The organism is Psychroflexus aestuariivivens (assembly GCF_004010055.1).
Lineage (GTDB): Bacteria > Bacteroidota > Bacteroidia > Flavobacteriales > Flavobacteriaceae > Psychroflexus > Psychroflexus aestuariivivens.
Genome location: NZ_RQVT01000019.1, coordinates 1 through 25907, shown reverse-complemented (window position 1 = coordinate 25907; position 25907 = coordinate 1). Strand labels below are relative to the sequence as shown.

Sequence of the window (25907 nt, the reverse complement as noted above, 5' to 3'; positions counted from 1 at the left end):
TTATGAAAGATCAACTTCAACAAAAAAAAATTGAAGGCGAAAATGTAAGCCCTATTTTACCAGCAGATATTAAAAATTATCTGATAGATATTGATGGTACAATTACAGAAGATGTTCCAAACGAAGAGCCGGAAAGAATGGCAACATGTGAGCCATTTTTAGATGCTCTGGAAACTTTGAATTCATGGTACGAAGATGGTCATCAGATATGTTTTTTCACCTCAAGAACAGAAAACCATCGAGAGATTACTGAAAACTGGTTGAACAAACACGGTTTTAAGTACCATAATTTATTGATGGGGAAACCAAGAGGAGGAAACTATCATTGGATAGATAATCACCTTGTGAAAGCAACAAGATATAAAGGAAAATTTACTGAATTAGTTGAGAAAAATGTGACAATTCAAGTTTTTAAAGATTAAAAAATATGAGTGAAACACTTAAAGTGCCAACGATGGCATCATATCTAGCAGAAGGCAAGCAACCCGAAGTTTTATTCTGGGTTGGATGCGCTGGAAGTTTTGATGACAGAGCAAAAAAAATAACTAAGGCTTTTGTAAAAATTCTTAACAAAACCAATGTCGATTTCGCTGTTTTGGGAACCGAAGAAGGTTGTACAGGAGATCCTGCAAAACGTGCTGGAAATGAGTTTTTATTTCAAATGCAAGCGATGACAAACATCGAGGTAATGAATTCTTATGAAGTGAAAAAAATTGTCACTGCATGTCCACATTGCTTCAATACAATTAAAAATGAATACCCTGCTTTAGGTGGAAATTATGAGGTCATTCACCACACACAATTTCTAAAGCAATTACTAAATGAGGGGCGTTTGAAAGTTGAAGGTGGAAAGTTTAAAGGCAAGCGTATTACTTTTCACGACCCTTGTTATTTAGGTCGTGCTAACAATGAATATGAAGCGCCACGAGATTTACTTAGAAAACTCGAAGTTGAACTGATAGAAATGAAATCTTGCAAAGCAAAAGGGCTTTGCTGTGGTGCAGGTGGTGCTCAAATGTTCAAAGATGCAGAAAAAGGAGACAAAGAAGTTAATATTCACAGAACAGAACAGGCTATAGAAACAAAACCTGATATTGTAGCTGCGGGTTGCCCGTTTTGCAATACCATGATGACAGACGGCGTTAAGAATAAAGAAAAACAGGATGATATCGAAGTTTTGGATGTCGTTGAAATGATTGCAAATGCAGAAGATTTATAAATTATGGTTGTAGATTTTAAAGATTTACCAGACGATTCAAGAGTTTGGATTTACCAAGCTAATAGAGGATTTAATGAAGATGAAATTGCTGAAATCAGTCAAAAACTAAATTCTTTTTTACAGGAATGGACAGTTCATGGCAAAATGCTGAAAGCTGGTTTTGAAATAAAATACAACCGATTTATTGTAATAGGTTTAGACGAATCTCAGGCAAATGCCAGCGGTTGCTCTATAGATGCTTCAGTTCATTTTATTCAACAATTAGAAAAAGAATATGATGTTGATTTGCTAGACAAAATGAACGTCAGTTTCAAAAGTGGTGAATTTGTTGCCTATAAGACATTATTGGATTTCAAAAAAATGGTAAAAACTAAAGCAGTTTCGCCAAAGACAATTGTATTCAACAATCTTGTGAATACAAAAGCTGAATATAAAGATTTCTGGGAAGTGCCGATGACTGAAAGTTGGCATAACAGGTTTCTATAAAATTTTAATATGAAAAAGAGAATTAATACAATAGTCATCATTTTGGTGACTATTTTTTCATCACAAACTTTTTACGCTCAAAACCCATTATTTGCTGAAGATCTAAATGCGCAAAGTCAGTGGGTTGACTCTGTTTTTAAGGAGATGACATTAGATGAAAAAATAGGTCAGTTATTTATGATTGATGTGTTTTCAAATAAGTCTGAATCTGAAATAAATCAGCTTAAAAAAACCATAAAGAAATACAAACTTGGAGGTGTCATTTTTTCAAAAGGTGGACCACAGCGACAGGCTAAAATTACCAATGAAATTCAGAAAAATGCAAAAATCCCTTTACTTATAGGAATGGATGCAGAATGGGGATTGGCTATGCGTTTGGATTCTACTTTCACCTTTCCGTGGAACATGACTTTAGGTGCTATTCAAGACACAAGTATTGTGAAAGAAGTGGGTTTTCAAATCGGCAAACATAACAAAAGACTTGGTGTTCACATTAATTTTGCGCCAGTTGTCGACATCAATACCAATCCTGAAAACCCAATTATCGGAAATCGCTCTTTTGGGGAAACTAAAGAAATTGTTAGCAGAAATGCTCTGGCTTTTATGAATGGTATGCATGAGGCGGGAATTTTGTCAAACGCCAAGCATTTCCCAGGACATGGAGATACAAGTCAGGATTCTCATAAAACGCTACCAACAATCGATTTTACAGAAGAAAGAATTAGAAGTGTTGAACTTTCGCCTTTCAAAAAATTGATTGATGCTGGTGTTAGCAGCGTTATGGTTGCACATTTGAATGTTCCGAGTTTAGACCCAAAAATGAATTTTCCTTCTTCTTTGTCTAAAACAATCGTTTCAGACTTATTGAAGTCCGAACTAAATTTTGACGGCTTGGTGATTACCGATGCTCTTAATATGAAAGGAGTCAGCAATTTTGATGAAGCAGGTGAAGTTGATGTTCAAGCTTTGAAAGCTGGCAGTGATATTTTACTGATATCTGAAGACATTCCCAAGGCAATTCAAAAAATTAAGCAAGCATTGAAAGATGGTGAAATTAGTGAACAACGATTGGCAAGTTCTGTCAAAAAAATTCTCTATGCGAAATATAAAGTTGGCTTAAATAATTTTAAGCCTGTAGAAACTGAAAATTTAATTGAAGATTTAAATAAAACTGAAAATCACGCCCTTTGCCAAAAAGCTATTAAAAATGCCGTTACTTTAATTAAAAACGATATTGGCATTTTACCGATTTCGGATTTAGCATATCAAAAAACAGCTTATTTAAAACTTGGAGATGATTCTGGCGAAGAGTTTTTCAAAATGTTGAACCGTTTTACTAAAGTTGAACGCATTCAATCTAGCAATTTGGATGACATAAAATCCGAATTGAAAAATTTTGACCGTGTTATTATAGGTTATCATAAATCCGACGAAAGCCCATGGGCAAGCTATAAATTTAGCGAACAAGAAATTCACTGGATAGATGAAATTTCTAAAAACAACAAAACGATTTTAGTGAATTTCACAAGACCTTACAGTCTCCTAGATTTGAAAAGTTTCATCAATATTGACGGTATTATTCAAGCTTATCAGAATAGCAAAATCACCCAAGGTGTAGTTGCTCAGCAGATTTTTGGTGCTTTGCCTGTTAATGGAAAATTACCTGTAAGTATCACTTCAGCTTTTCCAGTAGGTACAGGATACAGTTACAGTGATAACGGACGTTTGGGTTACGATTATCCAGAGAATTTAGGATTCGACCCCGATGAACTCTCAAAGATAGATTCTATCGCAAATCTTGCTATTGAAGAGAAAATGACGCCAGGAATGCAAATTCTTATTGCTAGAAAAGGTAAAGCGATCTTCAATAAAAATTTCGGTTTTCATACCTATAGTAAAAATAATCCGGTAGAAGAAAATGACGTTTACGATTTAGCTTCAGTGACCAAAATTCTTGCAACTTTGCCAATTTTGATGACTCTAGAAGAAGAAAATAAAATTAGTTTGGACACACAATTGGTTGACATTTTACCAGAATTAGCCAACACCAATAAAGCTAATATTACGGTAAAAGATATGCTAACCCATTATGCAAGACTAGAACCTTGGATTCCTTTTTATCTAAATACCTTGGAAGATTTAGAAAAATATTACAAAACCCAGCCTTCAAAGGATTTCAATATAAAAATTACTGAAGAAATGTATCTGCGTAGTGATTTTAGAGATTCTATTCAAAATACTATTATTGATAGTGATTTGAGGGATGAATTGGAGTATAAATACTCTGATCTGCCTTATTACTTTTTGAAAGAATACATCGAAAGAGAAACAGATTCAACTTTAGATCAAGTCGCTTATGAATATTTTTATAAGTCAATGGGAGCGAATAATTTAAGATTTTATCCTTTAAAACATTTTGATGAAAACCGCATTATTCCAACTGAAAATGATGAAATCTGGAGAAAAACTTTAATAAAAGGTACAGTACATGATCAAGGTGCAGCCATGTTAGGTGGTGTAGGCGGTCATGCTGGTTTGTTTGGAAATGCCACTGATGTTGCTAAATTTATGCAGATGTATTTGAATGGTGGTTATTATGGAGATAAACGTTATTTCTCTCAAACAACGATTGATAAATTTAATACCTGCTATTATTGTGATAATGAAGTAAGACGTGGGGTTGGTTTTGATAAACCACAGCTAGACGAAATCGGCCCAACTTGTGGTTGTTTATCGATGACGAGTTTTGGCCATTCAGGATTTACAGGAACTTATGCTTGGGCAGATCCAGAAAAAGAAATTGTTTACGTCTTTTTATCTAATAGAATTCACCCAGATGCGAGTAACAAAAAATTAATTGAGGAAGACATTCGTACCAAAATTCAAGGAATCATTTACCAAGCGCTCGAAAAAGAATAGACAATTGACATTTGTTTAAGACAATTTTTTTCTAAATGCGCTAATTTTGAACAAACAAAAAACCGAATGAAAATAGCAATCGTGTGCTACCCAACTTTTGGCGGTAGTGGAGTAGTAGCAACAGAATTAGGTATTGCCTTGTCAAAAAAGGGACACGAAATTCATTTTGTAACTTATAAACAGCCCGTCAGATTAGAGCATTTGAGCCATAAAATAAAATACCATGAAGTCTTGGTTCCTGAATATCCATTATTTCATTATCAACCTTATGAACTGGCTTTATCTAGTAAATTAGTAAACACGGTCAAAAAATATAATATTGATATTTTGCACGTGCATTACGCAATTCCTCATGCTTATGCTGGTTTTATGGCGCAACAAATGTTGGCTGAAGAAGGCATAAGCCTACCAATGATGACAACTCTGCACGGTACAGATATTACTCTCGTTGGTAGTCATTCTTTTTATAAACCAGCAGTAAATTTCAGCATCAACAAAAGCGATGTGGTGACTTCGGTTTCCGAAAGTTTGAAAAAAGATACTTTAGATATTTTCGATATTAACAAAGATATTCACGTTGTTCCAAATTTTATAGATTTTGAAAATCTAAATGACGACCATTCAGATTGCCAACGCGAACTTGTGGCAAATGAAGATGAAAAAATTGTAATTCATGTCAGTAATTTGCGAAAAGTCAAACGAATTGACGATGTGATTAAAATATTCGATAAAATTCAAAAACACGTAAAATCCAAACTTATTATTATTGGAGATGGTCCAGAACGTGAAGCAGCTTCAGATCTAGCCCATAAATTGGGTATAAGAGATAAAATTATTTTTCTAGGCAAGAGCAACGAAGTCGAGAAAATCTTATGTTATTCAGACTTGTTTTTATTACCATCAGAAAAGGAAAGTTTTGGTTTGGCAGCTTTAGAGGCTATGGCACATAGTGTTCCTGTTATTTCTTCAGATGTTGGTGGTCTTTCTGAAGTCAATATTCACGGAGTTTCAGGTTATTTGAATAAAGTTGGAGATATCGATGGAATGGCAGCAAATGGGATCAAGATATTATCTGATGAAAATTTGCTAGCAAAATTTAAAGTTGGTGCTAGAAAGACTTCAGAAAAGTTTGATGTCAAGAAGATTGTTACAGAATATGAGGCACTTTACCAGAAAATGATTTGAAATTTTATTTTAAGTTAGTATTCAAAAAATCAGTACATTTAGACTGATTTAATTTCAAAAATCTATTTGAAAAACTAACCTAATTTGAATTATGTCTTCTGCAACCAAATCCTTTTTAAAACTTTCACTTTTAGTGTTGTTATGTTTTTCAATTTCTTGTAAAAGCAAGAAAAAAACAGCTGAAAATAGCGACAAAAAACCTAGAACTGAAACCAAAAGTTCCAGTAAAATTTCTAATTCTGGCAAGGAAAGTTTTGAAACTTTCAATAAAAAATTCCACAATAATCCTAGTTTTCAAATGTCGAGGATAAACTTTCCTCTTGAAGGTGTTTTTGTTGATGGTGTGAAAAATCATAAATGGAGTAAAGAAAACTGGGAATTTATTCAAGCTGAAGTATCTGAAAATCCAAAATCTGAAGAATTTGAGCATAGTTTGAAAAAAACAAATGATATGGTCGTTGAGAAATATTGGATTGAAGATGCTGGATTCAAAATTGAGCGACGCTTCAAATTGAAAGATGGGAAGTGGTATTTGGTCTATTACGACGACATAAATATGTAAATTCTAATAAAAAGTAAATGCGATATCCCGTTAATTTATTTTTATCACGAATCTGCTTATCCTATATTTGCAAATTAAATTAAGCTATGAAAATTTTTAAATTCATATTTAGTAAAGTTTTTTTACTTCAACTTATACTAGCAACTATTGTATTGGTATTGCTCGGGTTTGGTACAATGCATTACTTGGATGTTAAAACAAATCACAACGAAACAATCGATGTTCCAGATCTTTCCAAGCTGACATTAGATATTGTAGATAAAAAGTTGGAAACAATGAATCTGAGGCGAGAGATTTTAGATTCTGCCAATTATAACCCCGATTACCCACCTTATTCTGTATTGGAACAATTTCCTGCAGCAGGACGAGAAGTTAAAGAAAATCGTAAAATATACCTCACTTTAAATCCATCTGGTTTTATAGATGTTGAAATTCCAGAAAATTTAATTCGGAAAACCAGAAGACAAGTTGAACCTACTTTGAAATCTTTGGGCTTCAAAATTGGTGAAATCATAAAGAAACCTGACATGGCAAAAGGAGCAATTTTAGAATTGAGGCATGAGGGAGAAAAGCTAGAATCTGGTGATTTTCTACCTAAGACCAGTGTCATAGATTTGGTTGTTGGCGATGGAAGTTTAAGGTTTGACCAAGATTTAGAAGATACTACTCAAGTTACTGACACGATTCAGTCAACAAATCAATCAAACACAGACTAATTTAATGCAACACCAAGATATCGACGAAGGCAACGACGACCTTTTTGAACACCACAGTTTTAAGGCTACAAAAGGACAAGAACCTTTGCGAGTAGACAAATTTTTGATGAATTTCATTGAAAATGCGACAAGAAATAAAATTCAAAAGGCAGCCAAAGACGGAAATATTTACGTTAACGGAGATCCTGTCAAGCAAAATTACAAAGTAAAAGCAGGCGATGAAGTCAAAGTGCTTTTGGAATACCCGCCCTACGAAAACTTACTCACTCCCGAAGATATTCCGCTTGATATCGTATATGAAGACGATAGTTTACTCGTTGTGAACAAACCCGCTGGAATGGTAGTCCATCCAGGACATGGCAACTATTCTGGAACTTTAATCAACGCATTGATTTATCATTTTGATAATCTGCCAAACAACTCTAGCGAGCGTCCAGGTTTGGTTCATAGAATAGATAAAGACACAAGTGGACTTTTAGTGATTGCCAAAACAGAATCTGCAATGACATATCTGTCTAAACAATTTTTTCATAAAACCAGTAAACGTGAATACATCGCCTTAGTTTGGGGCAATGTTTCCGAAGAAGAAGGAACTATTGAGGGAAATATTGGTAGAAATCCTAAAAATAGACTTCAAAATATGGTTTATGAAGGCGATGATGCTGAATATGGCAAACCTGCCATAACCCATTTTAAAGTGCTAGAAAGTTTGGGTTACGTGACATTGATTTCCTGTCAACTGGAAACTGGCAGAACGCATCAAATCAGAGTTCACATGAAGCATATTGGTCACACGCTTTTCAACGATGAACGTTACGGTGGTCATAAAATTCTGAAAGGCACGACATTTTCAAAGTATAAGCAATTTGTAGATAATTGTTTTAAAGTTTTGCCTCGACAAGCTCTGCATGCCAAAACTTTAGCGTTTGAGCATCCAGTGACTAAAGAGTGGATGGAATTCAATTCTGAAATACCAGAAGATATGCAGACTTGTATTGAAAAGTGGCAAAATTATTCAAAAAATAGCGTTCATAAAATATAATCAAATTATTTGATGGTTGTATTGTGAATGATTAATTGAATTGATTTCTGAAACCAATAAATTCATTATTTTTAATCAAAATTGAAATTATGAAAATTGTTATTTCACCAGCAAAATCTTTGAACCTTGAAGATTCATTGCCAACCAAAAAACATACAACACCAGAATTTGAAGAAATCGCAGCCCAAGTCAATCGGAAATTAGCCCGAATGACTAAATCTGAAGTTTCTGAACTGATGAGTATCAGCGACAAGTTAGCAGATTTGAACTATGGTCGTTACCAAGATTTTGAAGAAAAGCACACCACAGAAAATGCAAGACCAGCAATCTATACTTTCGATGGTGATGTGTATGACGGCATCGACGCATATTCTATTCCAGACAATAAAATTGAAAAGCTTCAAGATTCACTGAGGATTCTTTCCGGTTTGTATGGTATTTTGAAACCTTTGGATCTCATCCAACCTTATCGGTTAGAGATGGGTACAAAACTCACTATTGAACAAAATGATGATCTTTATGAATTATGGCAGGAGAAAGTTACGGATTCACTGAATTCAGAATTGAAAGAGGACGAATTATTCGTGAATTTAGCAAGCCAAGAGTATTTTAAAGCAGTAAATCATAAGGCGTTGAAATCTAAAATCATTTCACCAGTTTTCAAAGACTTCAAGAATGGAAAACTAAAAGTAATAAGTTTTTATGCTAAAAAAGCACGTGGTGCGATGGTAAGATATATTCTAGACCATAATGCTCAGAACTTAAGTGATCTTAAAGGTTTTGATTATTTAGATTATCATTACAGTGAAGAATATACAGAAAAAGAAAGCGAGCCGGTTTTTGTACGTTGATTTATAAAAAAAGAGCTTCAAATTTGAAGCTCTTTTTTTATAAATTTTTCATCTAGAAATCAAAACGGCGTTTAAAGATAATTTAAACGCCGTTTATCTCATATTCACTTATTATAAATTATAGTTTTTCAGGACTCAAAACATCATCTTGAGGTCTTTCATTATCGAAATGGAAACGATAACTTTTAACGGTATTAATATTATTAAATTCATTTTCTACAGCACTAGGTCTGTCTGCGCCAATAATAAACTTAGCAATTGACAAAGGTCCATTACTATCATCTGCAGGCGTGAATGAGTCATTGAACGGATTGGAACCTTCCGTAACATTGATCAGTTGACCATCAAAATAAACGGTTACCGTATAATTTGTGTTATTTGGAATGTCACAATTTGACCATAAGTCAACCATCACTTCGTACTCACCAGCTTCAAGGATGCTACTGTCTTCATAGAAAATATTTTCACTATTGATGCCATCAATACTGCAACCCGCATTACTGTCTATATCAAGCATTCCACCATTTTGAGAGGTAGCATTAGCATAATAAATTACTTCTCCATTCGGTTCTTTAAGATGTAAGTCAACATCATTTTCTTTGTTCCAAGAGCAATTAACTTGTAGTAATCCAGTACCAGCTTCAATAATGGTGACAACGAGATAGACATATTCACTCACATTACCATCTTCATCAATCACCGCAATAACTATCGTGAAATCTGATTCTGCGCCCTGACCGATTAAAATTTGAACGATATCATAAGTGACAGTTGAAGATAAGCTTCTGCCAGCACTATTTACATAAGGTAGTTGGTAGTATCCGCTTTGTCCCTCAATTCCAATTAAAGTATGCGTCGGGTCGCCTTCTGCAGCAATAGAAATATTATTGCTACCGCCCGGCAATATTGTACTATTGCCATCTACTGAAGTTATGGATAATTCAGTTGAGTTGCTTTCTGGCATAGAACCAGTTTTGAATTCACCGTCTTGAATTGTGAAATACGATTCTTCAAAAGTGGATGAAGTATCAGAATTGCTCTTATCATCGTCGCTGCTGCAACTGAACAAGGCCAAAGCAACGCAAGTTAACATTGAAAGGTAAATTTTTGTTTTCATAATTAAAGATTTAAAAGTTGTTTTCTGTTAAAATTATTTAACGAATATAGTTGATTAATGTTAATAATTTAATACCTGTCAATGGGTATTTTTTATTTTAGGTTCAAAAAGAAACAATTTTCAGGATTCTTATTGAAAGTATACTATTCTGAAAATGTTGTCGTTATTTATATAAGCTCAAACAAAGAAGCTCTTCTGAAACTTATTCTTACGATTCTTTAAAAGGAAATTATTATGAAATACTTTTTCACCTACAATGGTTTATTATCAGTTTTATTCGTGTTTGTTTTTTACACATTTAGTCATTCCCAAAATATAAATGTCACTTACCAATACACATCATTTGGTGGTTTGCTACAATACGATTCGGAGCTTTTAATTACAGAAGATTTGGCACAATTTAAAGTTGACTTTGAAGGAGAGACCTTTGAAAAAGACGGTACAGAATTTCAACTACACGGACAACATTATATTGTGAACTATGATTACGATACTGAAAAATTTACAGAACAACGTCAACTGGATGAATACCAAGTCAAAGCAAGTTGGCTCTACAATCCTGAGTGGACTATTACAGATGAAACGAAAACAATTTTAGGCTATACGGTGAGAAAAGCAACCAAGATTAACAATATGGATGGAACTACATTTGCGTGGTTTACTACAGATATTCCTGTTGAAGCTGGGCCTTTTAAATACGCTGGACTGCCTGGATTGATTTTAGAATTTTATTATTCCAATGCTAACAACAAGTGTGTTGCGACAGAAATAGATATGAATTCTGATAAAACTTTAGAAGATATATCAGCAGCTTTTGAAATATCCAAAGATGAATTGAATAATTTAGAAAATAACAAAAAGGCAATCAAAAAGCGTATAAGAAAAGCCAATCGTTAAGCTTGAATATTATTTTATGAATAATCATATTGCTTTTATCTTTTGCTTAATGATTTGTTGTGTTTCGTTTTCTCAAACAAAACTATCAGGCAATTTATACAGCGAAGATTCAACATCAATTTCTGATGCAAATATTTTAATTTTAGAATATTACTCTAATAAATACATCACTTCAACAAAAACGGATAATCGCGGATTTTTTCAATTTTCTAAAGCTTTAGATATTGGTGTTTATAATATTGAGGTTAGTCGTCTAGGCTTTTCAAAACTAAAGCAGACTTTAGTGATAGAAAAAGACAGTAAAGCAGCATTGACGCTGGATTTGTTTATGACAACTTCAGAATTGTCAAAATTGGATGAAGTTATTGTACAGAGTAAACCACCAGTGATTGTCAAAAAAGACACTATTATCTATGACATTGAACATCATACTGAAGCTTATGATGAAAATTTAGAACAAGTATTGTCGCGTTTGGAAGGTTTTGAAATACAAGCCAATGGAGATATTAAAGTGAACGGGAAAATTATCAACAAAATTCTTATAGACGGTAAAGAGGTTTCAGATATGGGAAATGCTATGCTCACTAAATCTTTATCACCAGAAGAGTTAAAAATATAGAAGTTCGTTTCGATGAGAAAAACAGGAAACTCAAAGAAAGTTTGCTTAGCGATGAAAAATTCGCCGTTCTTGATGTTCAACTTCAGTCCGACCTCAATAAATCGTTTTTTGGAAAAGAGCAAGCGTCCAAAGGTTATCAAAATAACACAAAATTTGGAGCTTACGGCAATTTTTTTTCTTTAAATGAAAATTTCAATTTGCAGCTTTTTGGAGAAAGTACCAATTTTGGAAACAATAGAATTGATCTAAAACAAATTAAAAATATTGGTGAGGAAGCTGTGCAGAATATGCTTTCGTTACCCAAAGATTTTAATGAAGTAAAAGAACGTCAAGGTCTTCAAAAGGAATTATACGGATTTAATAATTTCACACAAAACGATAATAGTATTTTAGGCTTATCGACTAATTTTGTTTTGAGTGAACAAACCGATTTGTATTTTGGGACGTTCAACAAATATGCTTTCACAAAAAACGCTAGTCAAACCACTCAGTTTTTTCAAAATATACTTCAAAACCAACTTCAAATCGATAATACTAATCGAGAGTTGCATACGAAGAATAAACTTCAGCTAAAACATACTGAGAAGCATATCAAAATAAAAACCGATGTGAATTATGTTTGGTTTGACAATGCTATACAAACCCAAGCTGAAAGTGGTTTCAATAGAGATTTCGACAGGGAGAACAGGACAAGAAATCTTTATCTGAACAATGCCATAGAATACGAGTTCTCTTCAAAAATTGGTGCAGTAGCTAAAACGTCCTACAAATCTGAAGATTACAGAATTCAAAGCTTTTTTGAAACCGATGATTCGGATATTGCAGCTTTTATCGGCAGAAGTATCGATGAAAGCGTGTATGAGCTAAACCAAATTAATGATCATAAAGAAACACAATTTGTACAAGATATAAGACTCAACTTGAAGTCAAGTTGGGGCAATCATTTTTTTGGTTATCGGTGGCGCTACAATCAGTTAGAAAATAGTAAAAACACTAACTTTTCTAACCAATTTGATTTTGAATTTAACAATCCAAATCAAAGCCTGGACTATCGTTTGCATAACGGCATTTATAGCTATCAAAACGCTTTTGGAGAACTCTCTATCAACACCGATTTGACTTTATCTGAAATGGAGTTTCCTTTTGGTGAAACTCGTGAAAAGGATTACTTTTTTCAATATAGCTTAGCACTGAATTATGATTTTAGTGAAACCGCTTCACTAGATTTTATGGGATCTAAAACATTAGGGAATTTTCCGCTCGATAAAATTATTGGAGGGAGTTATTTTCAGAATTTTCAAACTATTTTTTTACCCAGCCAGTTCTTAGAGCCGTTTTTCAATACCACTTATACATTGTCCTATTTTAAAAATTTCAGAAGTCGAAATTTTGAAATCGATGCTGCCGTTTTGCATGGCATTTCAGAAAATTTAAATAATCAGACTTTTAGTAATAAATTGATTTTACAAACCGCCGATCAATTACAGAGCAGTTATACAGCTTATTCAGTGAAATTTAAAAAGACTTTAGGACAAACAAAATTGATTTTAGAACCGGAAATGCTCAATAATAGTTTTCAATATTTAGTAGAGGACAACTTACAGACTAATAAAAGTCATCGATACTTGCTCGGTTTTAAAGTTGATACAGGTATTTTTGAGTTTTTAGATGCCAATTTATTGTCCAAATATTCTCATTTTGAATTTGAAAATATTACAGATGATTTTCAAGATACGTTCAATTTTTTGACCAACAGCATCACATTAAAATCCAAGTTGATGTCGGATCAACTACTCATGGCATTGGGTTTCAAAAGTGTGTATTTTCTTCAAAGCAAAGATCAATTTAATCATTTGGACTTTGTATTGCGTAAAAAAACACAAACCAATTGGTCATTCTTCTTAAGTATTTCTAATTTGCTGAATGCAAAGAGTTTTGAAACCAGAGACTTCAATCAAGCCGTATTTACTTCAACAGAAAATGCAGTTTTCAAACGTTACTTCAACTTAGGTATAACATACAAATTCAAATAAATTAGAATTTGTTTCTAGGTGTTAAATATTTTTTGTAAATTATATTTCTATTGCTGTACTTTTGGTGTAAAGACAGGAAAAGGAGTTTACATATTTTTGCAACAAAACCAACTAAATGCCTATTCAGAAGAAACTTCTTATTGTAGAAGACCACCTGCTCACGGTGGATGTTTATCAAAAAGCGATAGCTTTGGTAGACATAAAATTTGAAACCATAATAGCCTTAGGCTTATCTGAAGCTCATAAGGCCATCACCAATCCTTTACACAAAGATGTGACTGGTATAATTTTGGATCTCAGTTTCAAAACAGTCTATAATTCTGGCGATGCTTATTACGAAAGTGGTGTGGATTTGTTGCCATTGATAGAAAGACATATGCCAAAAGCTAAAGTGTTAGTCGTTACAGCTTCATTTTCTACAATTACACTTAAAGCTTTAGAAAACGAATATAATCTCCGTGGTGTGCTCATCAAATGTGATATGGATTTGGATTTTCTCATCGAAACACTACAAAGCATAGATGAAGATAAATTTACCTGCACGCCGACTTATCGAGATGCGGTAGAAAATCTTAAAAAATTTGAAGCTTTAGATCATATTGATTTAAAAATTCTGCAAGGTATTTATCAGAATAAATCATTAATAGAAATCGCTTCAGAAGTTGCACTTTCTCTAAGCGCCATCAAGAAACGTAAAGCCAAAATAAAAGATGTTTTTGGTTTAGAAACCAACAGTGACTTTGAGTTATTGAAAGTCCTACGCGCCAATAATTTTATAGATACTTTGATTTGAACCTTAAATTGATGAATTTTCTGATTTTATGCAAGTCGCTTTTAAAATACATATCGAATTGTATGCTAGTTGATTGAATTATATTATATGACAATTAAACTTCTTTGAATAAGTACGAATAAGTCTAACAAAAAAATAAAAAGTAATTTTTTTCATATTAAATGAAATAATTTGTTTTACTTTGTACTTCAAAGTACTTTAAGTATGAACAAAATAGATTATTTAAACGACATTAGTGAAATCAAAACTTTGATGAATAGATCTTCAAAGTTTATTTCCTTAAGTGGATTATCGGGAATCCTAGCTGGATGTTTTGCACTCATTGGTGCTTCTTTTGCATATTGGCTGGTTTCTGACCAAATTGGCACTGGATTTTTGATATTAGACTATGATACTTTTTTATTGCTCTTATTAGATTTAGTGTTAGTTACTTTACTCAGTGTGGGTTCTGCAATCTATTTAACGACCAAAAAGGCAAAAAAGAATAATCAAAAAATATGGGATTCCTTAACAAGAAGACTACTTTTTAATTTTCTAGTACCGTTATTAGCAGGAGGCGTTTATACCTTAATCATTTTAATGCAAGAGAAATATGGACAAACCGCCGCCTTGATGCTACTTTTTTATGGCTTGGCACTATTTAATGCCTCTAAGTATACAATTGGTGATATTAAATATTTAGGAATCATTCAGATTATTTTAGGCTTACTTTGTGCATTGGTTCCAAAATATGGATTTTGGTTTTGGGTTCTTGGCTTTGGTGTAATGCATATTATTTATGGAAGTATTATGTTTTATAAGTATGACAAAAAACCTAACAAAAATCAGATTTGAAAAACATACTTTTAAATATTAATAAAGCTTTTGACCATAGAATTCGACTTGGTATTATGTCAATTTTGATGGTTAATGAATCTGTAGATTTTACAACTTTAAAAGATTTACTTGGTGCAACAGATGGTAACTTAGCTAGCCATACGAAAGCACTTGAAAAAGTTGGATTCATAAAGGTTGAAAAGCAATTTGTTGGCAGAAAACCAAATACAAAATACAGTGTTACTAAAATTGGAGAACAAGAGTTTAAAAAACATATTGAAGCATTAGAAAAAATAATTAACAAGACCTAAATTTTTTTATTAATCAACTTTGAAATACAAAGTACTTTTTAAACAAAAAGAATGAAAAACCTTATTTCACTTATAAGCGCATTAATATTCAGCACATTATTTTACAAACAAAACATTGGGTTGAATTTATTTTTATTTTCAGTATTGACTTCTTCAATACTAATTCTGAAAAATCCTGAACTCACAAAAAACAGAAGTATACTACTTAAAATCGCAGCTTATTTAATCACTGGAGTAATGGTGTATTTTTATAATTCAAGCTTGGTGATTCTAGCCAATTTAATTGCTTTTTTTACCCTAATAGGAAGTGTTTCTGAACCTAAATCTTCTATATATGTTAATTGGATCAATGGCATATACACCTCAATTGTTTCTTATTTTTCTAGGTACTACGACAGGGCTGATCTAGATGATAATAACGAAAAAAAGAAAAAAATAGACTATTTGTACTGGTCAAAAATAATTGGAATTCCTTTAGCTTTGTCATTGATATTCATTGCCTTATACAGGAATGGGAATCCCGTTTTTAATGATATGGTTTCCAAAATAGATTTCAGTTTTATAAATATTCAATGGATTATTTTTACAGGCTTAGGTTACTACTTGTTTTACAATATCTCTCATCCCATTACCGTAGAAACTCTAACGTCAAATGATTTAAGAATAGGTAATAATTTAAAAGAAATTAACCTAAATAAGTCTAAAATACAAAAAGTAAAAAAAGAGAAACAGTTGGGACTAGTATTATTAGTTGTACTGAACCTACTTATTTTATTTTTTTTAGCAACCGACATTTTTTACCTTACTGAAATTTACCAAATGACTGCACCACAACTTTCTGATCAAGTTCATAATGGTGTTAATGCTCTAATTATTTCTAATGTATTGGCTATTGTCATTATACTATATTTTTTTAGAGGAGAACTTAATTTCTATAATGAAAACAAAGATTTAAAAAAATTAACTGCTATCTGGATTTTTTTAAACCTGATGGTAGTTTTCAGTACCGTATTGAAAAACATTGAGTACATGTCATCTTTTGGGCTAACCTATAAAAGAATTGGCGTAATTTTTTTCTTAATTGCTACATCTATTGGTTTAATAACGACTTACATCAAAGTGTTTAAAATCAAAAATTTATGGTTTCTGTTTCGCCAAAATCTCAGTTTGGCTTTTGCTATTTTAGTTATATCAACAACTATAAATTGGGATAAATTGATAACCCATTACAACATCAATTACGCTGATGTAGTAGATTATAATTACCTGATTAATTTATCAAACAATAACACTTTTATGCTGAAAGCCTATGCGGAAAAGAATGACATTAATCTCAATTTTCAAAAAAGAATAGATCAAAAATATGAGAATTACATTAAAGACTTAAAAGATAATTCTTGGCAAGAAGTAGTTTATGATAATTCAAAAATTGAAAAATGAATCATTTAGCAAGTTTATTTCTAATTTTATTAAAATCTAGTTTTCTATCAACACTCATTTTTTGGATGATGATCACTGAAGATTTTGGAATTTTTTTTCCTATCGCAATATTAATTTCAATGATACCAATCACAATAATTAGTTCTTTTACAATTTTAATAAGTATTCTTCCAATTGTTCGATTAAATAAACAAGACAGTTTCAAAAAGTATTTTCCTTATTATTCGATTGTAGTCTTTTGTGGATTCACGTATTTAATCGTAGAGTCTAATTTTGACGAGTTCATCAGTGCATTTTTAGTCTCAGCCTTTTTCACCTTGATGCAAGCTTGGGTTTGGATATGCGAAAGTCAGCTAAACCCTAAAAATAATGATATTACCTTTGAATAATATGATTAAATTTCACAAAAAATACTTTATACTGTCAATCGTAATTTTTACGTTAGAAATATTTATCGAAAAAACAACTGGTTTTATTAGATACACTTTAGGCGATTTTTTTGCTGTGATTTTAGTTTATACGCTGATTAAAAGTTTTTTAAATATATCGGTTTTAAAAGCAAGTTTACTCGCCTTGGCAGTTGCTTTTGGAATAGAATTTCTTCAACTCTCTTCTTTGCAAAATTATTATCCTGAAAAATATAAAAAAACTGTGAGTCTTATTTTAGGGACATCGTTTAGCATAGGTGACTTGATTGCTTACACAATAGGAATAGTGTGCACCTTTTTTGTAGAATATAGAGTGAAAAGTTTTATGATAAAAGATGATTTATAGAGCTAGTTTTTAATTATGGCAAACTTTTATATGACACATAAAAGAACTTAAAAATGTACTTCGACTATGTTTAACAGACTATCTAGAACTATTCATGATTTTTTGCTATCAATGACTTCTAGATATATTTCCTACCCGTTTAGCGTTCATCGAAAAATACTCTAAGTGACAAAATTAAACCATGTCGACGATTGCAGAAATCTTCAGTTTTTATTTATACTAAGTACAATTCATATCGCAACCCATCTGAAGTATTAAAACTAAGTTTAAATTATGAACCCTCCAACCTCTGTATTTCTTCTTCAATCCTTTCAATCAGAGCTTCAATTTCAGTTTTGATTTGTTCTGAACTCGCCGCGCCGATTTGCCTAAATCCTGCCAACAAACTGACCATATTGATGAATTCATCATTTTGAAGCAAGGCTTTATAATCAATAGGATTGGCTTTGGGATTTAGCAAATCTTTATTGAAATCAAAACGAATATGTTTTGTAGCCAATGGGAAATAATCAGTGTTAATACGACTCAAGTTTGAATCTAAATCTTTGATCAAATAATAAAAATCTACTTCGTAAGCATTTACAATATCAAATCGTAAATCTTTATTTGAGATCAAGTCAATGCCTTTGGTTTTTAAACTTTCATAAGCGCTGTAATCGAATTTTGGCGAAGGAAAACTCACCAAACTCATCAATGCTGTTTTTACAGAATCGTTGATTGGTTTCTGTTCTTGGAGATGACTCTTAATAAAATATAAGTTGTCAGCAGAATATTCAAAACCATTTGCATTCATATCAAGTTGTTCAACTGCGGCGGTTAAGCTGGTTTGTAAATCTTTCAACATGGTGATTTCCTTAGCTTGAAGTTTTCGTTGTTCATTCCAATTATTCAGTTGCACGGCAATCAAAATTCCGATAACCACAAGGACAATTTCACCAATAGCATAAAGCAGATAATCTTTGGTGTTCTTGTTTTTAATTAAAATTCGACGTTTGCGTTGTAAAAGTTTAGCCATAATTTTTTAACATGAATGGACTAAATTACATAAAAAATTCATAGCTAATCAGTATCAAAAAAATATTCAACTGCTATATTTAAAAAATTTGTTGCCAGAATTTTGTATATATTTTTCCAGTAAAGACCGCTAAGCTTTTCGCAAAGTATGCAAAATTATGTTTGATGATTATCAATAATTTGCGTGGCTTGTGTTTTCTCTTTGCTAGCTTGGCGTGAATTAAAACTTTGATTTCAATGTATAAAAAAGACTGATCGTTTAGAAAAATTTAATCAAAATTCAGAAAAACGTTGGTCTAATATAAAATTGTCATCCGTTAGACTTTGAAGAAATGCCAATAACTGTGATTTTTCTGTGTCTGAAAGCGGAATGCCTATTTCATTGTCATTGATAAAAATCGGATCCAGATTTTCAGTGTGATCCATTCCAGAATCATAATGATTCAAAACTTCAGATAAGGTTTGGAAACGCCCATCGTGCATATAAGGGTAGGTGAGGGCAATATTTCTTAAAGTTGGGACTTTAAATTTATAACGATCATCACTCTCGCCAGTGACGCGTTCGCGACCAATGTCGTTATATTCTGGATTTATCGGTAAACCATTGTTGCGGTAACTTTGGTCGGTGAATAAAATCCCAGAATGACAACTGGCACATTTAGCTTCAAAAACAGCTTTGCCAGAAGCTTCTTCTTCACTAAAAACAGCATTGCCTTGCATGACTTTATCATATTTGGTGTCGGCAGAAACCATCATAATCAAAAACTGGGACAAAGCTTTGAACATATTGTCCGCATCGATATTTTCATTCTCAAAAGCAGCGGCAAACAAACTTTGGTAATCTTCATCGGCTTTTAGTTTTTCTATGACATTGCCCACGCTTTCATTCATTTCCACGTCGGTGGTGATAGGAATAATCGGAAAGGCATCCAAATGTGCCGCCGAACCATCCCAGGAGAAATCTTCCATATATGCTAAATTCATCAGCGGTTGCGCATTTCGTGTGCCCAAAGCACCATTCACACCATGACTTACGATATGCGTGTGATGCGTAAACGAAAACTCCTGAATATGACAAAACCCACAAGAAATAACACCTGTTGAAGACAAACGCCCGTCATAAAAAAGTTTTTTTCCCAATTCAAAACCTTTTTCAGTCGGTGGATTGGCTTCCAAATCGTAAGTGGGTGAGGGGAAAAAATCAGGTTGTGGAAAATCTAAAACTCTGTTTTCGTCTTCAATATCTGTATAGCTGCTGTCGTCGCTACCACAAGCAACGAGCAAAAACAATAAACACAACACATACAAAGCTCTACACATGTTTAATTCATTTGAATTTGAAACATTTCTACAACATTATCCGCTATTTTCGGAGCGTTTTCCGGGTCTATTTGAATATCAGACTTTTGTTGTAAAGACATTTGATGCGTGGCATCGAATATTTTGGAAACATCCGCAGAAATATCAAGTTGTGTGTCAGCGTTTAAATCTAAATCGACTGCTAATTCTACGGTTCTGTAATTGTCCAAATTTTGTCCATGACTGCCAACATGGTATAAAAAGTTTTCCGGTGCAATTGGATCGACTAATTGATATTCGCCTTCAAATTTTAGGAAAATATAACCGGCAGACCAACTCCAAAGCATATCATTCTCTTCAGCAGTCGGCACAAAATTATTAACGCCATTCAATGGGTAATTCGATTGGTCAACGCCAAATCCAAATCTGATGTTTTGATAATTTCCATTCGGGATTCCTGAAAGATTAACGATTAAACTTTCTTCAACTCCAGCATTGATCAAGAAGTAGCTGTCTTCAACAGGATAACTAAACCAGTTTCCATTTTTATTTTGAAGCTGAATGTTACTGATGATATATTTCAATTCAGAAATGCTATAAAATTCATCTGAATTATTTTCGTAATTTATTTCATTAAAGACCAAAACTTCATTATCGACGTGGTGTTCAAAATTGAGATTAAGTTCAACTAAGTAAGCATCATCATCGTCACAAGATGTCAACACCAATATTAAACTTAAAAAAGCTAATATTCTCATTATTATTTCAATTTAAAAATCACGGCATCTTTATCGCCCTTATTCATTTCTATGTCGCCAGTGTCACTTTCAGAGCTACCAACAACAATTATGCTTCCATCTTGCAATTGAACGGAATCATTTCCAAAGTCTAAACCATCACCACCAATATTTAATTGCCATTGTAGCTCGCCATTTGTTGAAATGATAAAGTTCCAAATGTCATTTTGCCCATAATTTTGGTTTAAATCATTATCGATGCTTTTGCTATTTCCGGTAATCAGAAACTCGCCATTATTCAAAATTTCAATGGATTGCGCTGAATCAAAATCGCTGCCACCAAAGCTTTTTTCCCAAATCATATTGCCTTCGCCATCAAATTTTATGACCCAGACATCTGCATTACCTTTTGGATTGCTAATGTCTTGGTCGCTGCTTCGGGTGTCGCCAACCAAGATGAAATTTCCATCGGAAGTTGGCACTAAATCATAAGCGATTTCAATGCTGCTGCCTCCAAAATTTTTCTCCCAAAGCAAGTCGCCTTCCGCTGAAGTTTTCACCACCCAAACGTCATAACTGCCTTTCGGGTTGGTGATATCGAAATCATCGCTTTCGGAATGTCCAGTTTGTAAGAAACCACCATCAGCAGTTTGAATCACTGCGCGACTTCTATCGTTATTTGTTCCGCCAAAATAACGTCGCCATTGCATCTCGCCCTGAGCATCGAGTTTGATGCCCCAAAATTCGCCAACACCATGTTTAGCCGAAAAACTTTGCATCGGTCTGCCTTCAGAGTTGAAATCGTCATTCCCTTCACCATTACTGGCGGTAACATCTAAAAAACCGGTAACAAAATAGCCGCCGTCCTGGGTTTGAATTATGTCGTATCCGCGGTCATTGCCAGCAAAACCTATGCTGGTTTCCCATTCTATACTGCCATTAGCATCGAGTTTGACCACCCAAAAATCCTGGAAACCATAATTTGTACTAATGTCACCATCATTGCTTCGTGTAAAACCTGTCACAGCAAAACCACCATCAGTTGTAGAAATTAGACTTTGACCGCGATCGTCGCTACTGCCGCCAAAAGTTTTTTGCCAGATCAGGTTGAGGTTTCGATCGAATTTTACCAACCAATAATCGCTGTCTGTCGTGGTTTTATCGGTAATGTCGCCGTCATTACTTTGTGTGAAACCAAAAGCCACAATGCCTAAATCTTGACTTTCTACCACCGATAAAAAATCATCTTGTGCACTGCCGCCAAAACTTTTCAAAACATCGATTTCGCCTTGAAATTCTGAAATATTGTCTCCGTTTTCAGGTGAATCATCATCAGTATTGCAAGCCATCAAAGCGAAAAAAGCACAAAATAATATGTAGTGTTTAAACTGCATTATTTTACAATCAATTTTTCATTGTGCTTGCCGTTTATTTTGACTAAGTACATGCCAGATTTCAAATTTTCAATATTAATTTGAACGGAATTCTCGCCTTCAAATTGAAAACTTTTTACTTTTTGACCGATAAGATTAAATATTTCAATAGAATTTAATAAATTGTTTTTGTGTTCAAATTCAACCACATTAGTGGCAGGATTCGGATACATTTTAAAGTGTTCTGTAGCAAATTCTTGCGTTCCCACAGTTCCTGATTTCCGAATTAAAAAGAAACCTCGATCAATGTCGCTCAATACAATATTTCCGCTTTCAAAATAAGGGTAATTGCTCCATAATCCGCTGAAACTAGGACTGTCATTTTCTGGATAAGTATCGAAAAAACCGATTTCTGTCATTTCAGCATCACCGATATTTTCAACATTTATCAATCGTAAGCCTGCGGAATAGTTAGAGAGATAATAGGTGTTGCCATCCACATAACCATTGTGATCTATGGCTGAAGTCGGCCCAAGGTATTCATGGTGAAGTAGGGGATTGTCCAAATCTTGTAAATCGAAAATTAAAGTTCTGGTATTGAATCCAAAATTAATTTCATCGATTTCGTCACCAAGGATAAAATAGCGCTGGTCTTCGGTCAACCAGGCTTGATGTGTGTAGCCAATATTGCTATAATCTATACTTGAAATCAAAGTTGGATTAAATTTATTGGAGACATCAACAAACACGACTTCGTCTTCGTTGCTACCAAGAAAAATCTCCTGACCGATATAATCTTCATCGGGGCCGTTGTAAGTCACCACTTGGGCATCATGTGTGTAAAAACTAGAGTCATAACCACCAGCTTCAACGGGGTTCAAAGGGTCAGAAATATCTACAAAATGCGGACCACCAGAATAGGTTGAGGTTCCCACTGCGTATGCAAAAGGTTCGCTAGGGTTGATGATAATGTTGTGTGCATTCCCGAAACCATCATAATGGGCGTCAGCATCAAAAGTTAATGGCGCGTTAGGCACATTTCTAAGTTTCGTCAAATCGAAAACTTGCATGCCATGACCATTGGCTTCGGAAACGATGAAAGCGTAATTTCCATAGACTTTGATATCACGCCACTGACTATTAGTAGTATGCGTAGGAAGTTTGCCTAAATAAATTGGATTTGTAGGCTCTGAAATATCGATAAAAGCAGTACCATTATTCAAGCCAACAATGGCATATTCAGAATTGTCTTGTGGGTCTGTCCATCCCCAGGAATCATTTCCAGAACCTGCAGAAAGTTCATTTAAATCAATATGAGCCATCAAATCGTAGTCCAGGCAAGGAAATTCATCGGCAAAACCATTTTCGCATGGTGTCTGTGCAAAAGTTATGCTTGCGCATAACAAAATAATCGAGTTGTAGAAAGTTTTCAATTTTTGATTCAAATATAAAGAAATGTCCTGTAATAAATGAACATCTTAAGCTTTATCACATTGACTTTTGAAAGTTTTTCAAAAAAAGGCTATCATCTAAAACTTTTAAATGTTCCAAGCATAGAACCAAGAATCTCCTAAAGTTTGCTAATTCTTAAAGAAAGATGATTTGTCCTCAAGGATTCTGCTTTTTGTTATGATCAATTCGAAATCAGCTAAAATTTGGGTTTAAAAAAAACTTCCAATCGTAATAATTGCACAAATTGCAAGTGATACTACACTTAACACTGTCAGTGTATGTCTTTGATTTTGAATTAAGTATTTAATTCCGATGAAAAGAAAAACTATTTGAGCTAAAAAGAATGGTATAGTAAATAATTCTCTTAGAACTCCAATTAATACAAACTCTATTTTAAAATAATACAGCAAATAAATTGTGAGGAAGTAAATGATGATTCCGAAATTAATAATGGTCAAGTTTCTGTTATTAATTATTTTGTCCATAATTGTTGAGTTTAATTGGATGAATTAAATTTAAAGTTACTCGATTGATTTTGTTAGTATTGAATAATAAAGTTAACAAATAAAACTTAGAAAGAAAGTAAAATTTAAAATTTTGAAAGTAAATATTTTATTTACTCTTTACGTTAACAGCTTTTTCATAGTAATTTTAATCTTGAGCAAGTACTAACAACTATCTGATTTTGTAAAATATATCTAATAACTCAGTTTAATAAACATTTCAAAAGCTAACTAATTTCAAGTCTTACTGAATCAATATATGGTTTCTTCAATATTTAGTATTATCAAATTCTGAATTTGGGCCATTCTAGAAGGCTTCATTTAGAGTTTTCAGTATATTTGACTTCAAACTTACACCACTAATGCTGCTTTGTTTGAATGTAAACTCCACACTAGTACAGTAAGTTTTAAAGATGACTAATTTCATAAGTTTTAAACATATATACTATCTTTTTGTATTTTTGATAAAAACCACTCTATCATGTATTACAATTTTGAATTCTTTGACAAAAATCCTTCTGAACAAGATATATCTTATAGGTTAAAAGATATTGATGATACACAAGAATCAATGATTAGAATTTTTATTAAAAATCTACTTGCTTTTTGTTATTTCAATAATTTAGTTCAAGATCTTGATCATGACTCTTATGATATTGTTGATGGACAAGATTTGCTTTTAAAAAGGTTTTTTTTAGGTAAACTTCAAGTTGTTAGAATTCCTATAGAATTTAATCACGAACCTTATTCGCCTTTGGATCATTTCGCTTTTACCGAAAGAATTTCATTATATTCAAATTGTAAAGACCCGTTGGTGGAACGCTATCTGGATTTTATTGAGAAGAATTCACGAAATTTTGAATCTTTTGATACATTAGTAAACTCAATGAATTCGCATATCCCTCTAGAAGATGATCTATTAGCTGGCACCGAACTTTCTTTGACAGGTTATTTATTAGCTAGAGGTGTCAAAAGGGAATTCATAAATCTTGACAAATTAAACGACGCATTTTGTCATTTAGAATATTTGATTTCTAAAGCATTGGTTGATGAATTTTTAAAATCATTCAGCTTTGAAATCGAAATTAATACACCTATGAACAATGTGATGAAAGAAATTATTCACCATTCAGACTCTCCAATAATACCAAGTGTTCAAATTATAGAAGTTAAGGAAGGCTGTTATAATTGGTTTTTGAAGATGGTAAGGGATTTTGATATGAGTGTCAATTTTGTCACTCGCCCAAAGATATTTGAAAGTTTAGCCAGTAAGCTCAACGAGGAATTTAAAATTGATTTTAAAAATGATAGAAATGCAATCTCCGATTTCCCTCAAAGTATTTTTTTAGATGCTCAGGCTTATGATATCTTTTGCACATTAGCTAAAGCCGTTGAAATCCGTCAATCCGTTTGCTATTTTTATAGAAGAATGTATGAAGAAGGTCTTATACTTGTTAAAGATAAGACCTTTCGAGAATGGTATAAAAAAGCAAAAATTTCTGTTCCTTTAATTAATCCCACGGAAACTTTAGCCAAATGCTACTCCAACGAACGTAAATACTTTGTCGATTTAGTCTATAAATTAAAAGGCTTAAGCACTGATAATCAGCAACTAGAAAATTAGAAAGTCAACTCGGCTAATTTTCAGTCAAAACTCGGCGATTTTTCGGTCAGAAGTTTTGAATCTACCCGCTAGCTTTGTCAAAAACAAAATCTCATGATGGTTTTAAATCAATTTGACATAAATAC

25 protein-coding genes are annotated in these 25907 nt (G+C 33.0%); 19 read left to right on the top strand and 6 right to left on the bottom strand.

Annotated features, from left to right (window positions below; all coding sequences use genetic code 11):
* Positions 1 to 2: 2 nt before the first annotated feature.
* The 9 genes from EIG86_RS04480 to yaaA all read left to right on the top strand — a co-directional run bounded on the left by EIG86_RS04480 (position 3) and on the right by yaaA (position 8980).
* On the top strand, positions 3 to 422 hold the full coding sequence (locus tag EIG86_RS04480) for an LNS2 domain-containing protein (RefSeq protein WP_127844963.1): 420 nt from the start codon (positions 3 to 5) through the stop codon (positions 420 to 422).
* A 5-nt stretch (positions 423 to 427) separates the two neighbouring features.
* A complete protein-coding gene (locus tag EIG86_RS04475; protein ID WP_127844962.1) occupies positions 428 to 1219 on the top strand; it encodes a (Fe-S)-binding protein in 792 nt (263 codons plus the stop codon).
* Between the two features lie 3 nt (positions 1220 to 1222).
* Positions 1223 to 1705 (top strand): ABC transporter ATPase, encoded by a 483-nt coding sequence (locus tag EIG86_RS04470; protein WP_127844961.1) that lies wholly within the window; start codon positions 1223 to 1225, stop codon positions 1703 to 1705.
* Positions 1706 to 1714: 9 nt separating this feature from the next.
* Complete coding sequence (locus EIG86_RS04465) at positions 1715 to 4624, top strand: glycoside hydrolase family 3 N-terminal domain-containing protein (protein WP_127844960.1); 2910 nt, start codon at positions 1715 to 1717, stop codon at positions 4622 to 4624.
* A 66-nt stretch (positions 4625 to 4690) separates the two neighbouring features.
* Positions 4691 to 5809, top strand: coding sequence for an N-acetyl-alpha-D-glucosaminyl L-malate synthase BshA (gene bshA / locus EIG86_RS04460; protein ID WP_127844959.1), 1119 nt, complete (start codon positions 4691 to 4693; stop codon positions 5807 to 5809).
* A gap of 91 nt (positions 5810 to 5900) precedes the next feature.
* On the top strand, positions 5901 to 6371 hold the full coding sequence (locus EIG86_RS04455; RefSeq protein ID WP_127844958.1) for a DUF4348 domain-containing protein: 471 nt from the start codon (positions 5901 to 5903) through the stop codon (positions 6369 to 6371).
* An 86-nt stretch (positions 6372 to 6457) separates the two neighbouring features.
* The gene (locus EIG86_RS04450; RefSeq protein ID WP_127844957.1) at positions 6458 to 7087 is read left to right on the top strand and encodes a PASTA domain-containing protein; all 630 of its coding nucleotides are present in this window, start codon (positions 6458 to 6460) and stop codon (positions 7085 to 7087) included.
* Positions 7088 to 7091: 4 nt separating this feature from the next.
* Positions 7092 to 8129, top strand: a complete 1038-nt coding sequence (locus EIG86_RS04445) for an RluA family pseudouridine synthase (RefSeq protein ID WP_127844956.1) — start codon at positions 7092 to 7094, stop codon at positions 8127 to 8129.
* An 89-nt stretch (positions 8130 to 8218) separates the two neighbouring features.
* On the top strand, positions 8219 to 8980 hold the full coding sequence (gene yaaA, locus EIG86_RS04440) for a peroxide stress protein YaaA (protein ID WP_127844955.1): 762 nt from the start codon (positions 8219 to 8221) through the stop codon (positions 8978 to 8980).
* 118 nt (positions 8981 to 9098) lie between these two features.
* Here yaaA and EIG86_RS04435 read toward each other — a convergent pair whose 3' ends face one another.
* Positions 9099 to 10097, bottom strand: a complete 999-nt coding sequence (locus tag EIG86_RS04435; RefSeq protein ID WP_127844954.1) for a hypothetical protein — start codon at positions 10095 to 10097, stop codon at positions 9099 to 9101.
* Positions 10098 to 10331: 234 nt separating this feature from the next.
* Between EIG86_RS04435 and EIG86_RS04430 the strand changes: the two genes are divergently transcribed.
* From EIG86_RS04430 to EIG86_RS04390, 9 genes are all read left to right on the top strand, one after another.
* Complete coding sequence (locus tag EIG86_RS04430) at positions 10332 to 10994, top strand: GLPGLI family protein (RefSeq protein WP_127844953.1); 663 nt, start codon at positions 10332 to 10334, stop codon at positions 10992 to 10994.
* A gap of 16 nt (positions 10995 to 11010) precedes the next feature.
* The gene (locus tag EIG86_RS04425) at positions 11011 to 11613 is read left to right on the top strand and encodes a carboxypeptidase-like regulatory domain-containing protein (protein ID WP_127844952.1); all 603 of its coding nucleotides are present in this window, start codon (positions 11011 to 11013) and stop codon (positions 11611 to 11613) included.
* A gap of 41 nt (positions 11614 to 11654) precedes the next feature.
* Entirely contained in the window at positions 11655 to 13646 is a 1992-nt protein-coding gene (locus EIG86_RS04420; protein WP_127844951.1) for a hypothetical protein, read from the top strand.
* A 115-nt stretch (positions 13647 to 13761) separates the two neighbouring features.
* Entirely contained in the window at positions 13762 to 14439 is a 678-nt protein-coding gene (locus tag EIG86_RS04415; protein WP_127844950.1) for a response regulator transcription factor, read from the top strand.
* A gap of 204 nt (positions 14440 to 14643) precedes the next feature.
* Positions 14644 to 15273 (top strand): hypothetical protein, encoded by a 630-nt coding sequence (locus tag EIG86_RS04410; protein ID WP_127844949.1) that lies wholly within the window; start codon positions 14644 to 14646, stop codon positions 15271 to 15273.
* Complete coding sequence (locus EIG86_RS04405; protein WP_127844948.1) at positions 15270 to 15566, top strand: winged helix-turn-helix domain-containing protein; 297 nt, start codon at positions 15270 to 15272, stop codon at positions 15564 to 15566. The genes EIG86_RS04410 and EIG86_RS04405 overlap by 4 nt, the downstream gene beginning before the upstream one ends.
* 51 nt (positions 15567 to 15617) lie before the next feature.
* Positions 15618 to 17006: a DUF4153 domain-containing protein gene (locus EIG86_RS04400; protein ID WP_127844947.1), complete on the top strand. Its 1389-nt coding sequence runs from the start codon at positions 15618 to 15620 to the stop codon at positions 17004 to 17006.
* Positions 17003 to 17395, top strand: coding sequence for a hypothetical protein (locus tag EIG86_RS04395; RefSeq protein ID WP_127844946.1), 393 nt, complete (start codon positions 17003 to 17005; stop codon positions 17393 to 17395). Before EIG86_RS04400 ends, EIG86_RS04395 begins: the two co-directional genes overlap by 4 nt.
* Entirely contained in the window at positions 17376 to 17780 is a 405-nt protein-coding gene (locus tag EIG86_RS04390; RefSeq protein ID WP_127844945.1) for a ribosomal maturation YjgA family protein, read from the top strand. The genes EIG86_RS04395 and EIG86_RS04390 overlap by 20 nt, the downstream gene beginning before the upstream one ends.
* Positions 17781 to 18051: 271 nt before the next feature.
* Here EIG86_RS04390 and EIG86_RS04385 read toward each other — a convergent pair whose 3' ends face one another.
* The 5 genes from EIG86_RS04385 to EIG86_RS04365 all read right to left on the bottom strand — a co-directional run bounded on the left by EIG86_RS04385 (position 18052) and on the right by EIG86_RS04365 (position 23636).
* Complete coding sequence (locus tag EIG86_RS04385; RefSeq protein ID WP_127844944.1) at positions 18052 to 18795, bottom strand: DUF6090 family protein; 744 nt, start codon at positions 18793 to 18795, stop codon at positions 18052 to 18054.
* A gap of 272 nt (positions 18796 to 19067) precedes the next feature.
* Entirely contained in the window at positions 19068 to 20114 is a 1047-nt protein-coding gene (locus tag EIG86_RS04380) for a cytochrome-c peroxidase (protein ID WP_127844943.1), read from the bottom strand.
* Between the two features lie 2 nt (positions 20115 to 20116).
* Entirely contained in the window at positions 20117 to 20851 is a 735-nt protein-coding gene (locus EIG86_RS04375; protein ID WP_240032178.1) for an MbnP family protein, read from the bottom strand.
* Positions 20852 to 20853: 2 nt separating this feature from the next.
* On the bottom strand, positions 20854 to 22224 hold the full coding sequence (locus tag EIG86_RS04370) for a hypothetical protein (protein ID WP_127844941.1): 1371 nt from the start codon (positions 22222 to 22224) through the stop codon (positions 20854 to 20856).
* Positions 22224 to 23636 (bottom strand): choice-of-anchor B family protein, encoded by a 1413-nt coding sequence (locus tag EIG86_RS04365; RefSeq protein WP_127844940.1) that lies wholly within the window; start codon positions 23634 to 23636, stop codon positions 22224 to 22226. Before EIG86_RS04365 ends, EIG86_RS04370 begins: the two co-directional genes overlap by 1 nt.
* Before the next feature lie 1003 nt (positions 23637 to 24639).
* Here EIG86_RS04365 and EIG86_RS04360 point away from each other — a divergent pair.
* A complete protein-coding gene (locus EIG86_RS04360) occupies positions 24640 to 25782 on the top strand; it encodes a hypothetical protein (RefSeq protein ID WP_127844939.1) in 1143 nt (380 codons plus the stop codon).
* Positions 25783 to 25907: the final 125 nt, after the last annotated feature.

Bases quoted from the DNA above. Each gene is read 5' to 3' on its own strand.
- EIG86_RS04480 (WP_127844963.1), top strand. From the start codon at position 3: ATGAAAGATCAACTTCAACAAAAAAAAATTGAAGGCGAAAATGTAAGC.
- bshA (WP_127844959.1), top strand. From the start codon at position 4,691: ATGAAAATAGCAATCGTGTGCTACCCAACTTTTGGCGGTAGTGGAGTA.
- EIG86_RS04390 (WP_127844945.1), top strand. From the start codon at position 17,376: ATGATATTACCTTTGAATAATATGATTAAATTTCACAAAAAATACTTT.
- EIG86_RS04450 (WP_127844957.1), top strand. From the start codon at position 6,458: ATGAAAATTTTTAAATTCATATTTAGTAAAGTTTTTTTACTTCAACTT.
- EIG86_RS04415 (WP_127844950.1), top strand. From the start codon at position 13,762: ATGCCTATTCAGAAGAAACTTCTTATTGTAGAAGACCACCTGCTCACG.
- EIG86_RS04360 (WP_127844939.1), top strand. From the start codon at position 24,640: ATGTATTACAATTTTGAATTCTTTGACAAAAATCCTTCTGAACAAGAT.
- EIG86_RS04470 (WP_127844961.1), top strand. From the start codon at position 1,223: ATGGTTGTAGATTTTAAAGATTTACCAGACGATTCAAGAGTTTGGATT.
- EIG86_RS04395 (WP_127844946.1), top strand. From the start codon at position 17,003: ATGAATCATTTAGCAAGTTTATTTCTAATTTTATTAAAATCTAGTTTT.
- EIG86_RS04430 (WP_127844953.1), top strand. From the start codon at position 10,332: ATGAAATACTTTTTCACCTACAATGGTTTATTATCAGTTTTATTCGTG.
- EIG86_RS04370 (WP_127844941.1), bottom strand. From the start codon at position 22,224: ATGCAGTTTAAACACTACATATTATTTTGTGCTTTTTTCGCTTTGATG.
- EIG86_RS04385 (WP_127844944.1), bottom strand. From the start codon at position 18,795: ATGGCTAAACTTTTACAACGCAAACGTCGAATTTTAATTAAAAACAAG.
- EIG86_RS04445 (WP_127844956.1), top strand. From the start codon at position 7,092: ATGCAACACCAAGATATCGACGAAGGCAACGACGACCTTTTTGAACAC.
- EIG86_RS04425 (WP_127844952.1), top strand. From the start codon at position 11,011: ATGAATAATCATATTGCTTTTATCTTTTGCTTAATGATTTGTTGTGTT.
- EIG86_RS04380 (WP_127844943.1), bottom strand. From the start codon at position 20,114: ATGTGTAGAGCTTTGTATGTGTTGTGTTTATTGTTTTTGCTCGTTGCT.
- yaaA (WP_127844955.1), top strand. From the start codon at position 8,219: ATGAAAATTGTTATTTCACCAGCAAAATCTTTGAACCTTGAAGATTCA.
- EIG86_RS04435 (WP_127844954.1), bottom strand. From the start codon at position 10,097: ATGAAAACAAAAATTTACCTTTCAATGTTAACTTGCGTTGCTTTGGCC.
- EIG86_RS04465 (WP_127844960.1), top strand. From the start codon at position 1,715: ATGAAAAAGAGAATTAATACAATAGTCATCATTTTGGTGACTATTTTT.
- EIG86_RS04400 (WP_127844947.1), top strand. From the start codon at position 15,618: ATGAAAAACCTTATTTCACTTATAAGCGCATTAATATTCAGCACATTA.
- EIG86_RS04375 (WP_240032178.1), bottom strand. From the start codon at position 20,851: ATGAGAATATTAGCTTTTTTAAGTTTAATATTGGTGTTGACATCTTGT.
- EIG86_RS04475 (WP_127844962.1), top strand. From the start codon at position 428: ATGAGTGAAACACTTAAAGTGCCAACGATGGCATCATATCTAGCAGAA.
- EIG86_RS04410 (WP_127844949.1), top strand. From the start codon at position 14,644: ATGAACAAAATAGATTATTTAAACGACATTAGTGAAATCAAAACTTTG.
- EIG86_RS04455 (WP_127844958.1), top strand. From the start codon at position 5,901: ATGTCTTCTGCAACCAAATCCTTTTTAAAACTTTCACTTTTAGTGTTG.